The following is a 13630-nucleotide window of genomic DNA, read 5'->3' on the forward strand; positions in this document are numbered from 1 at the left end:
GTTCAGGGTCCCGGCCCAATCCCCGCTTGCGGGGTCCCGGCCTCAGCCCCGGGCGTGGCGCCGCTCGAACTCCCACACGTCCTTGAAGCCCATCAACTCGTTGAAGTCCTCGAAGGAGTGCAGCGGCACGTCGACTGCCGAGCCCTGGCGCCGGGCCATTTCCGAATAGGCGGCGGTCAGGGCGGCGCCGACCGCCAGGAAGCCGGTGGCCGGATAGAGGGCGATCTTGAAGCCCAGGTCGCCAAGCTCGGCCGCGTTCAGGACCGGCGTGCGGCCACCCTCCACCATGTTGGCGACCAGGGGCTTGTCGAAGCTCCGGCCGATCCGGACGAGTTCGTCCCGACTCTCCGGCGATTCGACGAACAGGATGTCGGCGCCGGCCTCGGAGTAGAGCGCCATCCTGCGGATCGCCTCGTCCAGCCCATGGATCGTGCGGGCGTCGGTCCGGGCGATGATCAGGAAGTTCCCGTCGCGCCGGGTGTCCACCGCGACCTTGATCTTGTCCACCATCTCCTCGGCGGGAATCACCGTCCGGCCCGGCGTGTGGCCGCACTTCTTGGGGAAGTTCTGGTCCTCCAACTGGATCGCGGCGGCGCCGGCCGCCTCGTAGCCCTTGATCGTGTGGGCGACGTTCAGCAGGCCGCCATAGCCGGTGTCGCCGTCGGCGATCAGGGGCAGGCCATACTCGGCGGCGGCGTCCGCCATGGTCGCCACCCGCGTCACCATGTCCCGGAACGAGGCCAATCCCGCGTCGGGGAGCCCCAGATGCGACGCCACCGTGCCATAGCCGGTCATGTAGAGGGCCTTGAAGCCCGAGCGCGCGGCGATCCGGAGCGATATAAGATCGAAGATGCCCGGTGCCACGAGCGCTCCGGGTTCGGCCAGCGCGCGCTTCAGAAGGTCACTCACGGCATGTCTCCCTAGATTTGTTTCGTCGCGTTCTTTGGATACAATAAGAACGTTAGTCGACATCAAAACCGCTTTCAACCGCATAATTGTATACGGACTTGGCCACTGGCCCTGCCGTTGGACTGGAGTCGCGAATGTCCGGAGCCTCTGAACGAGCCTATGCCTTCATCAGGGACGCCATCGTTTCCGGCGAGATCCCGGAGGGATCCCGCCTGCGCGAGGAGGATGTCGCGGCGCGCGCCGGAACCAGCCGCACCCCCGTCCGGGAGGCGATCAGGCGGCTGGTCAACGAGGGTTTCCTGGAGTCGCAGCCGAACGCCGGCGTCGTCGTGGCGGTCTGGGACGCGGACCGGGTGATCCAGCTATTCGGCGTTCGGGCGGCCTTGGAGAGTTATGGCGTGGCGCTGGCGGCGACGCGGGCGCTGCAAGGCGACATCCGGGAACTGGACGCCATGTGCGACGCCATGGAATCGCTGGTCCGCGACGGCGGACCGGGCTTCCTGGAGGATTTCTCCAAGGCGAACACCCGGTTCCACCTCCGCCTGCTGCGCCTGTCGGGCAACGAGCGGCTGGAGGCCATCGCGGCGCCCCTGATGGAGCTTGGCCTGATCATGAAGACATACCGGCGCTTCTCGGCCGAGCGGATCGACCGGAGCTGCGCCGATCACCGCGACATCGTGGCGGCGCTGCGCCGGGGCGACGTGGTGTGGGGCGAGGCGGTGATGAAGTCGCACATCCTGGCGACCCTCAAGCTCTACCAGAAGGATCCCTGATCGGAAGCCGTTACTCCTTCGGCACGTTGCGCTCCAGTTCGTCGAGCCACGCGCGGGCGGTACCGTCCGACGGAGCCCGCCAGTCGCCGCGCGGCGACAGCGATCCCCCGCCGCTGACCTTGGGTCCGTTGGGCATGGCCGAGCGCTTGAACTGGCTGAAGCCGAAGAAGCGCTGGATGAACAGCTGGAGCCAGTGGCGGATCTGCGGCAGCTCGTAGGACCGGCGCCTCTCTGGCGGGAAGCCCGGCGGCCAAGCGCCCCGCTCGGTGTCGCCCCAGGCGTGCGACGCCAGGAACGCGATCTTCGACGGCCGGTAGCCGTAGCGGAGAGTGTAATAGAGGTTGAAGTCCTGGAGTTCGTACGGACCGACCTTGGCTTCCGTGCTCTGCGGCGTCTGGCCGGGCTCGACCGGCACCAGTTCGGGCGAGATCTCGGTGCCGAGGATCGCGTCCAGCGTGGTGGAGACCTCCGGCTCGAACTGGCCGGACGAGATGACCCAGCGGATCAGGTGCTGGATCAGGGTCTTCGGCACGCCCGAATTGACGTTGTAATGGGCCATCTGGTCGCCGACACCGTAGGTGCACCAGCCCAGCGCCAGTTCCGACAGGTCGCCGGTGCCGATCACGATGCCGTTGTTCTGATTGGCCAGCCGGAACAGGTAATCGGTGCGCAATCCCGCCTGGACGTTCTCGAACGTCACGTCGTAGACCGGCTCGCCCTTGCCGAAGGGATGCTCCATGTCGGCCAGCATCTGCCGGGCGGCGGGCCGGATGTCCAACTCCCGCCACGTGACGCCCAGCGACTCCATCAGCCGGACCGCGTTGCCCTTGGTATGGTCGCTGGTGGCGAAACCGGGCATCGTATAGGCCAGGATATCGGAGCGCGGCAGACCGAGCCGGTCCATGGCGCGGGCGGTGACGATCAGGGCATGGGTCGAGTCGAGGCCACCGGACACGCCGATCACCGGGTGCCGGGTGCCGATCGCGCGCAGCCGCTGGAGGAGACCGGCGACCTGGATGTTATAGGCCTCGTAGCAGTCCTGCTCCAGCCGCGCCGGATCGGCCGGCACGAAGGGGAAGCGCTCGACCGCGCGTTCCAACCCGACATCCGCCATCGGCGGGTCAAGCCGGAAGGTCACGCGCCGGAAATCGGCCGTGGGTTGGACATCCATCCGGCGGCGGTTGTCGTCGAAGCTGCCCATCCGCATGCGCTCCTGGCGGATGCGGTCCAGGTCGATGTCGGCCACCGCGATCTGGTCGCCGGCTGGGAAACGGGCGGTCTCGGTCAGCACGGTGCCGTTCTCGAAGATCGAGGTCTGTCCGTCCCAGGCGAGGTCGGTGGTCGATTCACCGGCGCCCGCCGCCGAATAGAGATAGGCCGCGATGCAGCGCTCGGACTGGGACTGGCACAGCAGGCGGCGGGTGTCCGACTTGCCGATCGTGATGTTGCTGGCGGACAGGTTCGCCAGCACGGTGGCCCCCGCCAGGGCACCCAGCGCGCTCGGGGCCACCGGCACCCACAGGTCCTCGCACACCTCGGTGTGGACCACGAAGCCCGGCAGATCCTCCGCGGCGAACAGCAGGTCGGGACCGAACGGGACGGACTGGCCGGCCAGCGTGATCTCGCCACCCTCGGTGCCGTCGCCCGACGCGAAGTGTCGCTTCTCGTAAAACTCCCGGTAATTGGGCAGGTGGATCTTGGGGATCACACCCAACAGCCGCCCGCGATGGATCGCCACCGCGCAATTGTAGACCCGGTCGGCGTGGCGGAGCGGCGCTCCCACCAGCAGCAGCGGCATCAGGTCCCGGGAGCCCGCCGCGATGTCGGAGACCGCCCGTTCGACCGCGTCAAGCAGCGAATCCTGAAGCAGCAGGTCATCGATGGCATAGCCGGAAATCGCCAGCTCCGGGAATAGCGCCAGTGCCGCCGAACGTTCATGGCAGGTTCTGGCGACGCGCAGGACGGCTTCGGCGTTGGCGGCGGGATCGGCCAGCGAGCACCGCATGGTGCAGGAAGCGACACGCGCGAAGCCTTGGCGATAGATCGAGCGGAACGTCATGGGTCTTCCAGGGCAGCGAAACGGATATCTTCGCTCAACAGTCTAGCCACGAAATCGTCGAAGCGCGAACTCCCTGAAAGTCGAGCCGCTCCCCTCAGCGCTGGTCGCGCCGCCACTGTTCGCCGAAGTCGCTGGCCAACTGGCGGAGGCCGGCGGCGACCGCCCCGGCATGGCCGCCGCGCGGCGTGCTCAGCAGCATACCCCGGTCCCAGTAGAGCACCTGGACGGTCCTGCGCTGCTGGGTCGAGGGCAGGGTCAGCGTGTGCGCCGATTGCGCCTTGAGGCTGAGCCAGGTGACGCACAGCGCCGAACTGTCGCGCAGCGTGGCGATCGTCGGGATCAGGTAGACGCCCGGCGTGATGGTGGTGAAGGGCTGCGCCTGCGACAGCAGTTCCGTCCGCAATCCGGCGGACTGCACCGTCAATTGGATGGCGTCGTTGATGAGTTGCTCGGTGAGCCCGCATTCCGCGTTGGCGGTGCTGGCCGCCAGATCGACCGGCATCACCACGGCCATGTTGACACCGTCCAGCACGGCGTTCTCGCGCCCCGGCGTGGCGGGCTGGAGTTGCTGGGCCTGGGCGGCGACCGGCGGGCTCGACAGCGCGGCCAGCAGGATCAGCACCAGCGCGAGTGCGTTCCGAAAGCGGGCGGCCCGGCTGATCGTCACCCGGCTAATCGTCACGGTGGGTCCGTTCGAGCCGCTCATGCCGTTCCTGGGCCTCGAGGCTGAGCGTCGCGATGGGACGCGCCTCCAGGCGCCGGATGCTGATCGGCTCCCCGGTTTCCTCGCAATAGCCATAGCTGCCGTCCTCGATCCGCGTCAGGGCCGCGTCGATCTTGGAGATCAGCTTGCGCTCGCGGTCGCGGGTCCGAAGCTCCAGCGAACGGTCGGTCTCCAGCGAGGCCCGGTCGGCGATGTCGGCTTCTTGAAGCCCGCCTTCCTGGAGGCTTTGCAGGGTCTCCTCCGACTCCTGGAGAAGCTCCGAGCGCCACTTCAGCAGCTTGCGACGGAAGTATTCCGTCATCTGGGGGTTCATGAACGGCTCGTCCTCGGACGGGCTATAGTCAGGCGGCGGAAACGGTGACGACATCCTCTAACACCCAAACCGGATGGCTGCCGAAGCGGCGCGGAGTATATGGATCGGCGGGCTTTACCGCAACTGCGCGGATGGGCTTGCCGACCGGATACAAGCCTTTGGAAAAACGGCGAAATCCTGGGGCGATCAGCTACCCTCTGGGCGCCAACTTGGCAAGCTCGACCTGCGCCCGAAGGTCTATTTCGTCCAAAATTTCCACGAGACGAGGATCTTCGACCTCCGCGCGATGGCTTTGGGCCACCTGCTGAAGGGCGTTTAGCTTCGACTCCGGCAATCCGCCGGACAGCAGCGCGTGCCTGATCTCGTCCAGCCGGTCCAGCAGCTCCTCGGCGCGGGCCTTGGCCTTGGATGGGCCGCTGGTCGAGTCCTCCACCTCCTGGAGGTTCAGCAGGGGGGTGACGGCGCCGGTGGCCTGGGCGCCGTTGACACCCGCGGTCGCCGTGTCATCGACACCGTGCAATGCCCGCGCGAAGGCACCCGCGAGACCGCCGGAACCGCCAGCGCGTTTCGTCGCACCGCCAGCGCGGGGAGAACCAGGACCTTCGACTTTCATGGCACACTATGCTCCAACAACCATTTGGACCCCTATAATCATTTCGAAAGAGTGGGTGAACGGACTTAATACTCGGTTAACGGATCCGATTCGCGCATCAGGCCCACCGGCGGGGATCCCTTGGCACGGTCCGTTGGGTGCGGCGCTCCGGGCAGGAATTGCCGGGCGGTATCGGCACTCCTTGCCGCGCTGTTCGATCCACGACCCGCGCCAGTCCAGGCGGAATGCGGCTCCACCCGAACTGGCACGCAATTCGCTAGGGGACGGGAGACTTCAGAGGAGCGTGCCGCCATGACCCCATCCACCCTCGCGAACATCGCCGCCGGCGCGCTGCTCCGGACCCTGCTGCCAGGCTTCATGGTCGTGGTCATGGCGGTCACCGGCTCCACTCCCGCCCTCGCCAACTCCCGGATCAAGGACATCGTCGATGTCGAGGGGGTGCGCGAGAACATGCTGATCGGCTACGGCCTCGTGGTTGGGCTGAACGGCACCGGCGACAGCCTGAACAACTCCCCCTTCACCGAACAGAGCCTGATCGGCATGCTGGAGCGGATGGGCGTCAACACCCGCGGCCAGTCGATGAAGACCAAGAACGTCGCGGCGGTGATGGTCACCGGCACCCTACCCGCCTTCGCGGCGCAGGGCAGCAAGATCGACGCCTCGGTCTCGGCGCTGGGCGACGCCAAGAGCCTGCTCGGCGGCACCCTGCTGGTGACCCCGATGCTGGGCGCCGACGGCGAGGTCTATTCGGTCGCGCAGGGTCCGCTGGCGGTCAGCGGCTTCAGCGCGGCGGGCCAGGGCGCCTCGGTCACGCGCGGCGTGCCGACCTCGGGCCGGATCTCCGCCGGGGCGATCGTGGAACGCGAGATCGAGTTCTCGCTGGCCGAACTGCCGGTGCTCCGCCTGTCGCTGCGCAATCCCGACTTCACCACCGCGCAGCGGGTCGCCCAGGCGATCAACGGCGTCTTCGGCGCCAACACGGCCCGGGCCACCGACCCCTCGTCGGTGATCGTCACGGTCCCGCAGATCCGGCGCGGCGACATCGTCGGCCTGATGACCGAGATCGAACAGCTCCGCGTCACCCCCGACCAGCCGGCCCGCGTGGTGATCGACGAGAAGTCGGGCGTCATCGTGATGGGCGAGAACGTCCGGATCAGCACGGTGGCGATCGCCCAGGGCAATCTGACCATCCGGATCACCGAGAACCCGCAGGTCTCGCAGCCCAACCCGCTGGCGAACGGCCAGACCGTGGTGACGCCGCAGACCACCATCCAGGTCGACGAACAGTCGAACAACCGCCTGGCGATCATGTCCAACGGCGTCAGCCTCCAGGAACTGGTCGAGAGCCTGAACGCCCTGGGGATCGGTCCCCGCGACATGATCAGCATCCTGCAATCGATCAAGGCGGCCGGCGCGCTGCAAGCCGAAATCGAGGTGATGTGATGACGACCTCCCTGACCACTCCCCCCCTGGTCTCGCCCACCTTGACCGCCAATGGCGTCGTCGGCCAAGCCTCGGCCTCCAAGCCCAGGGCGGGATCGGACGATAAGGCCGTCGCGAAGGCGGCCGGCGAATTCGAAGCGCAATTCATGTCCCAGATGCTGACCCACATGTGGCAGGGCATCGAGACGGACGGATATTTCGGCGGCGGCAACGGCGAGGAGATGTTCCGCGGCCTGATGATCAACGAATACGGCAAGATGGTTACCCAGAGCGGCCAGCTCGGCATCGCCGAAACGGTCAAGAAGACCATGCTCCAAATGCAGGAGGTATGAGGAAATGGACGCGACGACGGCGGTCAACGAAACCTGCGAGACGATGGAAAGCTACACCGCCCTGCTGGAGCGCGAGACCGAGGCGGTCCGGGCCAGCAAGCTGGAGGAGGTCGCCAAGCTTGGCGACGCCAAGACCTCGCTGTCCAGGAAGCTGGACCACCAGATCATGGTGCTCCGTCACAACAAGCCGATCATCGCGGCGCTCGACGCCGCCCTGAGGCGGCGACTGGAACAGCTTTGGGTCCGACTCAGCGCCGCGGCGGAAGCCAACCTCAAGGCCCTCAGGAACGCCGAGATGGCGACCAAGCAGGTGATCGATATGGTGGTCGACGTCACCAAGCAGACCCGGGCGGAACATTGCGTGGTCGGCTATGGCAGGCCGAGCGCCCGCTATCCGACAGGCCGGCCGCCGCAGGCGCTGTCGGTCGCCGTCAACACGACCTTGTGAGGCCAGCCCGCGGGGCTATTCAGGTTTGAATTCCAAAGCGGGCGGCATTCCGGGAGGTGTGCCGCCCGCTTCGTCTTTGCCCGGAACACCCTGCCGGGCACCGGGCAAAAAATTCCGGGAGGGACTTGGCAGCCAACTGTTGTCGTGGCGGCATCACTAGCATAATCAATGGTTTGGCTATTGGCACACGGCTTGCTCTAGATAATCCCGTACAGCCAGCGAGGAAGCCGTGGAGATCACCCAAACCAATACGATGCCCAGCGCGGCATCGGCCGGAAGCGCCAGCGGGACCACCGCCGCATCCGGCGAAACGCCCGAGGATGGCGGCTTCCTCGCCTTGGTCGGCACGTTCATGGCCGCCCAGGCCGGCCAGCGGACCTCGTCTTCCCCGGACGAGGGCGTCCCGGCGGACAAGTCCGGCAAGACCGAACAGGACGACGGCGCGGTGCCCGACGGCCTCCTGAGCCTGATAGCGCCCGGCCTGTTCTCCAACCTGATGATCCCGCAGACGCAGCCGCGGCTTGGGACTGGCGAGACTCCGGCTGGGACCGAGACCACCGAAGCCGCCATCCCGGCCAGCACAGCTCCGCTCCCCGCCGCTCCGGCTGGATCGCTCCCGATGCCGCCGGCTCTGGCGCCGGATGCTCCGGTCCCTGATGCTCCGGTCCCGGATGCTCCGGTCGAAGGCGAGGCGCCCCAGAGCGGCGGAACCAGCGGGACCCCCGGCCAGGCTGCCGCGGCCAAGAATGCCGAGATCCAGGACGACACGATCCCCCTCGGCGACAAGGAACTCGCCCAGTTGATCGAGCGGGGCAAGGCCCAGATCGAGGCCAAGGACCGCAAGGAGAGCCCGGCTCCGGTCCAGGACAAGCGGGAAGCACCGGTTCAGACCTTGGATCGGCGGGAAACGCCCGTCCAGGCCCAGCCCGCGGTGCCTGTCCAGGTCCAGGTCCAGGCTTCCGCGCAGCCCCAGCAGCCCCAGGCTTCCGCGCAGCCCCAGCAGCCCCACGCTCCGGTTCGGAACCAAGCCCCGGACCAGCGGCTGCCGAACCAAGGCGAGGCGGTCCGAGACGATACCGCCCCAGTGGTCGCGACACCCACCGGCGTGGCGAGCGCTCCGGTCACCGTCCAGATGGTGCGCCAGCCGACCTTGGGCGAAGCCGGCGTCCGCCCGGCGAAGAGCGAACAGGACGCGGTGGTGGTCGATGCGGATGCCGCCTCGGTCAGCGAGGATGCCGACACGATGGCCTCGGCGGAAACCCTGGTGGCGGAGGACGCTTCCAGTGGCGACGCCTCCCCGGAGAAGGAAGGTCGGGGCGAGGCGGACGGTCGTGATGGGCGTGAGGCCGGGCAGCGCCAGTCGGCGCGCGGCGAAGGCGCCATGCAGCGGCAGCCTGAAGCCAGCGGCCAAGCATCCGGCTCGGTCACCGGCAAGGACAATCCGTCGCCCGTCGCCGGTGCCACCGAGGCCAAGGCCACCGGGATCGTCGAGGACGGCCCGGCCGTCGCCGCCAAGGGACGGTCCGAGAGGAAGGGCGCCGGCGGTTTCGAGGATGCCTTGGCTGCGGCCGGTGGCGCACCGGTCAACCAGCGGGAGCCCGATCCCGTGATGGCGGCCCAGGCGCCGGGCCATAGCTTGGCGGAAGCCGAGGCGATCGAGAGGACGGCGGCTCCCCACGGACGGAACGAGTTGCCCAAGACACCGGGCGAGCAGGTTTCGGTCCAATTGGGCAAGGCGGTGTCCGGCAAGTCCGACCAGATGGTGATCAACCTGAAGCCGGTCGAACTGGGCAATGTCGAGGTCAAGCTGGACTTCGGCGCCGACGGCAAGGTGCAGGCCTCGATCATGGCCGATCGTCCGGAGACGCTGGCGATGCTCCAGAAGGACCAAAGGACCTTGGAGCGCGCGCTGACCGACGCCGGATTGCAGACGGACTCGGGCAGCCTGAGCTTCAGCCTGAAGGACCAGGGCGGTAACCAGCGGCAATTCGCCGGCTACAACCCGCCATCGGATCGCCGCGGACGGAGCTTCGGCGGGATCGGCGGTGACCTTGGTCCGATCGTCGCCGACCCGACGCAATGGAACCCCGGTGGCGGCAAACGCGACCGTCTAGACATCCGCATCTGAGCCCGGAACAGGAGACCGACTATGACGACGATCAACAACACCGCGGCTCAGACCGCGAGCACCGCGGCAGCCGCCACGACCAAGAGCTCGGCCGCCGGCAAGCTGACCCAGGATTACGACAGCTTCCTGAAGCTGCTGACCACCCAGATGCAGAACCAGGACCCGCTGTCGCCAACCGACTCGAACGAGTTCACCAACCAGCTCGTCCAGTTCAGCCAGGTCGAGCAGCAGATCAACCAGAACGAGAAGCTTGAGAAGCTGCTGACGATGCAGTCGAACAACCAGACCCAGGCGTCCCTGGGGTTCATCGGACTGGACGTCGAGGCCACGGGAAGCGCGTTCAGCTATGACGGCAGCCCGGTGAAGATGTCCTACACCCTGCCCGAGGCGTCGACCTCGACGACGATCCAGATCAAGAACGAGAAGGGCGTCGTCGTCAGGACCATGGACGGATCGCGGTCGACCAGCCGCCAGGAACTGACCTGGGATGGCAGGAAGTCCGACGGAAGCGCCGCCCCGGCTGGCGACTACAGCATGTCGGTGGTGGCGCCCAACGCCAGCGCCAAGCTGATGACGGCGACGACCACGACCTTCGGCCGGGTGTCGGGCATCGAGTCGGGCAACGGCGTCACCACCCTGCTGATGGGCAACACGCCGATCAAGATGGAGAACGTCCTGTCCGCCCGCCCACCGGCCGCGGCGGCAGCCTGATCCGCCTTCCAGCCAAACCGACCCCATCCATTCCCGATACCGCCCCTGAAACCCCGGCGGCCTCCACCCGGAGTGTCGCAGGCCGCCACCAAAGATCTAGGAGACTATCATGAGCTTGTTCGGATCCCTCTTCACCGGCGTCTCCGCTCTCAGCGCGCAGAGCCAGTCCATGGGCATGATCGCCAACAACATCGCCAACGTGAACACCACCGGCTACAAGAGGAACGAGGCCAGCTTCTCCAGCTTGGTCACCCAGGCGGGCCGCAGCACCGTCTATTCCCCCGGCGGTGTCCGCGCCGCCACCGAGCAGACCGTCAACCAGCAGGGCACGCCGCAGCAGACCGCCTCCTCGACCGACGTCGCGATCTCCGGCTCCGGCTTCTTCGTGGTCCAGCAGAGCCCGAACGCGACCAGCGGGCAGGAAACCCTCTATACCCGCGCTGGCTCTTTCTCCGAGGATGAGAACGGCTACCTGAAGAACTCCAACGGCTTCTACCTGATGGGCTGGGCGATCGGCGACGACGGCGCGCTGGTCGACGCCACGGCCGACGTGGCCAGCCTCAGCCCGGTCAGCGTCGGCTTCGAGTCCGGTCGGACCAAGCAGACCACCCAGGCCGATGTCGTCCTGAACCTGGACGCGCGTCAGTCGACCGCCGGGGCCGGACCGCATTTCAGCCGCAGCATGACCGTCTACGATTCGCTCGGCGCCGCCCAGCAGATACAGATGGATTTCACCAACACCACGGCCGCCAACACCTGGAACCTCAGGCTCAGCGATCCCCTCGGTGGCGCGATCACCGATCCGGCCAACACCACTGATCTGCCTTTGGTGTTCGGATCCGACGGCAAACTCGACAAGGCCGCGACCCTGGCGGCGGGCCTTGCCGCCACACCGCCGTCACCCATGGCCTACAACCCGCCTGGTGACCCGAATGGTGACCTGGAACTGAACCTGACCGGCATTGATTGGCTCAACAACTCGGACAATACCCAAAGCATCAAGATCAATATTTCCGGCATGACCCAGTCCGCCTCGGACTACAGCGTTGGCACGATCACCCAGGATGGCGCCGAACTGGGCCTGCGGACCGGCATCGCGATCGACAGCGCCGGCAACGTGGTCGCCAGCTTCAGCAACGGCCTGACCCAGAATCTGGCGCGCATTCCGATCGCCACCTTCACCAATCCCAACGGCCTCCAGGAGCGGACCGGCAACGTCTATATCCAGACCAGCTACAGCGGTTCCTACAACCTCCGCGATGCCGGGACGGCGGGAGCGGGCAACATCGCGACGTCATCGCTGGAAGCCTCCAACGTCGACTTGGCGGACGAGTTCTCCCGAATGATCGTGACCCAGCGGGCCTACTCCGCCGGCACCAAGATCATCAGCACCACCGACCAGATGCTGACGGAACTGCTGCAGCTCCGCTAAAGGTCTCCGGAAGAGTAGTTAATAATCCGTTAAGGTTGTGCGAGACCGGGCGCCAGTCGGCGTCCGGTCGAAATTCGACAGCTATCCACTGTGTCGCGCGTGCGCGAGGTGCTACTGTGCCCGTAGATCGATTCATCGCAATACGGATAGCCGCAGTGTCATTGAAAATTCGTCTCGCGCCGGAAGAACGGATCGTCGTGAACGGCGCCTTGATCCAGGCCGATGGCCGCTGCACCCTGATCTTCCTGAACAACGTCTCCTTCCTGACGGAAAAGCACATCATGCCACCGCAAGCCGCGTCGACCCCGGCGCGGCGGATCTATTTCATGATCCAGAATTCCTACATGGCGACCGACCAGGAGCGCCCGCCGCTGCTGGCCACGTTGGATGGCTTCGTCGACGACTTCCACGAGGCGACGACCATCCCCGCGATCAAGGACACGCTGGAGAGCATCCGATCGCTGGTCCATCAGGGCGAGTACTATCAGGCATTGAAGTTGGCCGACACGGTGATGAAGCACGAGGACCGCTTCCTCGACCAGCCGAGCTGGCAGGAAGCCAGGAAGGGCTGACGACGTGGCCGCGCTATACCGGCAAGGGTTCGACGGGGCCATGCCGGAAGGGGATCCAATCCTTCTCCTCCTGGCGCCAGCGCAAGCCATAGGGCGACCTCAGGAAGATCCGGATCGGCGGATCGCCGCCTTCGGCGAGCGTGCGGTCGACATCGACCTGATCCGAGCCGCTGAAGAAGCCGGTCCAGTAGTCGCCGGGACCCGGGCTCTCTCCCAGGGTCGCGCCGATTTCCCGAGCGGCCTCGCTCAGCCGCCACGCTTCCTCGACCTGTTCGTAGCTCATGCCGCTTCCTTCGGGTCCGTCACGCGCGGGTGGCCATGCCCACCCCCCCCGGAAGATGACTCGCCCCACCAAATGGGTCAAGCGGTCCGCGACGCGGCACCCCTTGGGGAGGGGAGCGGGCCGGGATGATCGGACAACTTCTGGCCTTGGCGGACTGGCACCGGCGAGCCGGACGCCCGATAGACGCGGAGGAGCTTTGCCGGCGGGCGCTGGCCCTCGCCGGCTCCGATGACACCGCGATGGCCGCGGTGCTGCGGGCGCTGGGAATGGCGCTGGAGGACCAGTCGCGCCATGGCGAGGCGGCGGCGTGCCATCGCGCGCTCCTGGTGCTGGCCCCCGGCGACGCCGATGGCTGGTGCGACCTGGGAATGGCGCTCCGGCGGATGGGCCGGGCGGACGCCGCGGTGGCGGCCTATCGCCGCGCTCTGGCGTTGGAGGCCGATTTCGTCGAGGCTTGGTTCAACCTGGGCAACGCGCTCACCGGCTTGGGTCGGTCGGACGCTGCCATCCCGGCCTATCGCCGGGCGCTTCGGGAACGCGGCGATGATCCGCGGATCTGGTGCAATCTGGGCAACGCCCTGCACGAGCGGGGTCTGATCGCCGAGGCCGCCGCCGCGGCCGCGACCGCGCTGACGCTGCGACCCGACCACGCGCCGGCCCTGATCAACCTGGGCAACGCCTTGACCGAGCAGGGCCGGTTCGAGGACGCCGTGAGGTTGTTCCGGCGGGCCGCGATCCTCCAGCCATCCGATGCCGCCGCACCGACCGGTGCTGGCATGGCGTTGCGCCAGCAGGGACGCGTCGAGGAGGCGACGGAATCCTTTCGCCAAGCTCATCGGCTGAGCGGGGACGCGGGGCTGGAGGTGAAGATGGCGCTGGCGTTGCCGATC

15 protein-coding genes are annotated in these 13630 nt (G+C 67.0%); 9 read left to right on the forward strand and 6 right to left on the reverse strand.

Annotated elements, in window-relative coordinates; translation table 11 throughout:
• Positions 1-42: 42 nt before the first annotated feature.
• Positions 43-909, reverse strand: coding sequence for an isocitrate lyase/PEP mutase family protein (locus N825_RS28625; RefSeq protein WP_051513402.1), 867 nt, complete (start codon positions 907-909; stop codon positions 43-45).
• A 134-nt stretch (positions 910-1043) separates the two neighbouring features.
• Between N825_RS28625 and N825_RS28630 the strand changes: the two genes are divergently transcribed.
• On the forward strand, positions 1044-1682 hold the full coding sequence (locus tag N825_RS28630; RefSeq protein ID WP_037459428.1) for a GntR family transcriptional regulator: 639 nt from the start codon (positions 1044-1046) through the stop codon (positions 1680-1682).
• A 10-nt stretch (positions 1683-1692) separates the two neighbouring features.
• Here the strand turns inward: N825_RS28630 and N825_RS28635 are convergent, their stop codons facing one another.
• The 4 genes from N825_RS28635 to N825_RS28650 all read right to left on the reverse strand — a co-directional run bounded on the left by N825_RS28635 (position 1693) and on the right by N825_RS28650 (position 5391).
• Positions 1693-3741, reverse strand: coding sequence for an NAD(+) synthase (locus N825_RS28635; RefSeq protein ID WP_037459429.1), 2049 nt, complete (start codon positions 3739-3741; stop codon positions 1693-1695).
• Between the two features lie 94 nt (positions 3742-3835).
• Positions 3836-4447 (reverse strand): hypothetical protein, encoded by a 612-nt coding sequence (locus tag N825_RS28640; protein ID WP_037459430.1) that lies wholly within the window; start codon positions 4445-4447, stop codon positions 3836-3838.
• Positions 4413-4832 carry an RNA polymerase-binding protein DksA gene (dksA, locus tag N825_RS28645; protein ID WP_037459431.1) on the reverse strand — a complete coding sequence of 140 codons (420 nt, stop codon included), beginning with the start codon at positions 4830-4832 and terminating at the stop codon, positions 4413-4415. Before dksA ends, N825_RS28640 begins: the two co-directional genes overlap by 35 nt.
• Positions 4833-4968: 136 nt before the next feature.
• Positions 4969-5391, reverse strand: a complete 423-nt coding sequence (locus N825_RS28650) for a flagellar assembly protein FliX (RefSeq protein WP_037459434.1) — start codon at positions 5389-5391, stop codon at positions 4969-4971.
• Between the two features lie 291 nt (positions 5392-5682).
• Between N825_RS28650 and N825_RS28655 the strand changes: the two genes are divergently transcribed.
• The 7 genes from N825_RS28655 to N825_RS37075 all read left to right on the forward strand — a co-directional run bounded on the left by N825_RS28655 (position 5683) and on the right by N825_RS37075 (position 12457).
• A complete protein-coding gene (locus N825_RS28655; RefSeq protein WP_051513404.1) occupies positions 5683-6834 on the forward strand; it encodes a flagellar basal body P-ring protein FlgI in 1152 nt (383 codons plus the stop codon).
• Entirely contained in the window at positions 6834-7166 is a 333-nt protein-coding gene (locus N825_RS28660) for a rod-binding protein (RefSeq protein ID WP_051513406.1), read from the forward strand. The genes N825_RS28655 and N825_RS28660 overlap by 1 nt, the downstream gene beginning before the upstream one ends.
• Positions 7167-7170: 4 nt before the next feature.
• On the forward strand, positions 7171-7614 hold the full coding sequence (locus N825_RS28665) for a flagellar protein FlgN (protein WP_037459436.1): 444 nt from the start codon (positions 7171-7173) through the stop codon (positions 7612-7614).
• Positions 7615-7843: 229 nt separating this feature from the next.
• Positions 7844-9742 carry a flagellar hook-length control protein FliK gene (locus N825_RS28670; RefSeq protein ID WP_037459437.1) on the forward strand — a complete coding sequence of 633 codons (1899 nt, stop codon included), beginning with the start codon at positions 7844-7846 and terminating at the stop codon, positions 9740-9742.
• A gap of 21 nt (positions 9743-9763) precedes the next feature.
• On the forward strand, positions 9764-10453 hold the full coding sequence (locus N825_RS28675; protein ID WP_051513409.1) for a flagellar hook assembly protein FlgD: 690 nt from the start codon (positions 9764-9766) through the stop codon (positions 10451-10453).
• A gap of 109 nt (positions 10454-10562) precedes the next feature.
• Entirely contained in the window at positions 10563-11885 is a 1323-nt protein-coding gene (locus N825_RS28680; RefSeq protein ID WP_037459439.1) for a flagellar hook protein FlgE, read from the forward strand.
• A 155-nt stretch (positions 11886-12040) separates the two neighbouring features.
• A complete protein-coding gene (locus N825_RS37075; RefSeq protein WP_198038935.1) occupies positions 12041-12457 on the forward strand; it encodes a flagellar biosynthesis repressor FlbT in 417 nt (138 codons plus the stop codon).
• Between the two features lie 13 nt (positions 12458-12470).
• Here the strand turns inward: N825_RS37075 and N825_RS28690 are convergent, their stop codons facing one another.
• Complete coding sequence (locus N825_RS28690) at positions 12471-12740, reverse strand: hypothetical protein (protein WP_037459441.1); 270 nt, start codon at positions 12738-12740, stop codon at positions 12471-12473.
• Positions 12741-12865: 125 nt separating this feature from the next.
• On the opposite strand from N825_RS28690, the gene N825_RS28695 reads away from it, so the two are divergent.
• Positions 12866-13630 (forward strand): tetratricopeptide repeat protein (locus N825_RS28695; protein WP_157619596.1); only part of this gene is annotated, 765 nt, incomplete at its 3' end.

This window comes from Skermanella stibiiresistens SB22 (assembly GCF_000576635.1).
In the GTDB taxonomy this organism is placed as follows: Bacteria; Pseudomonadota; Alphaproteobacteria; order Azospirillales; family Azospirillaceae; genus Skermanella; species Skermanella stibiiresistens.

What these genes read in the sequence shown, in the direction of transcription:
- N825_RS28675 (WP_051513409.1), top strand. Translation starts at nt 9,764, where the DNA reads ATGACGACGATCAACAACACCGCGGCTCAGACCGCGAGCACCGCGGCA.
- N825_RS28630 (WP_037459428.1), top strand. Translation starts at nt 1,044, where the DNA reads ATGTCCGGAGCCTCTGAACGAGCCTATGCCTTCATCAGGGACGCCATC.
- N825_RS28660 (WP_051513406.1), top strand. Translation starts at nt 6,834, where the DNA reads ATGACGACCTCCCTGACCACTCCCCCCCTGGTCTCGCCCACCTTGACC.
- N825_RS28690 (WP_037459441.1), bottom strand. Translation starts at nt 12,740, where the DNA reads ATGAGCTACGAACAGGTCGAGGAAGCGTGGCGGCTGAGCGAGGCCGCT.
- N825_RS28640 (WP_037459430.1), bottom strand. Translation starts at nt 4,447, where the DNA reads ATGAGCGGCTCGAACGGACCCACCGTGACGATTAGCCGGGTGACGATC.
- N825_RS28655 (WP_051513404.1), top strand. Translation starts at nt 5,683, where the DNA reads ATGACCCCATCCACCCTCGCGAACATCGCCGCCGGCGCGCTGCTCCGG.
- dksA (WP_037459431.1), bottom strand. Translation starts at nt 4,832, where the DNA reads ATGTCGTCACCGTTTCCGCCGCCTGACTATAGCCCGTCCGAGGACGAG.
- N825_RS28680 (WP_037459439.1), top strand. Translation starts at nt 10,563, where the DNA reads ATGAGCTTGTTCGGATCCCTCTTCACCGGCGTCTCCGCTCTCAGCGCG.
- N825_RS28665 (WP_037459436.1), top strand. Translation starts at nt 7,171, where the DNA reads ATGGACGCGACGACGGCGGTCAACGAAACCTGCGAGACGATGGAAAGC.
- N825_RS28635 (WP_037459429.1), bottom strand. Translation starts at nt 3,741, where the DNA reads ATGACGTTCCGCTCGATCTATCGCCAAGGCTTCGCGCGTGTCGCTTCC.
- N825_RS28650 (WP_037459434.1), bottom strand. Translation starts at nt 5,391, where the DNA reads ATGAAAGTCGAAGGTCCTGGTTCTCCCCGCGCTGGCGGTGCGACGAAA.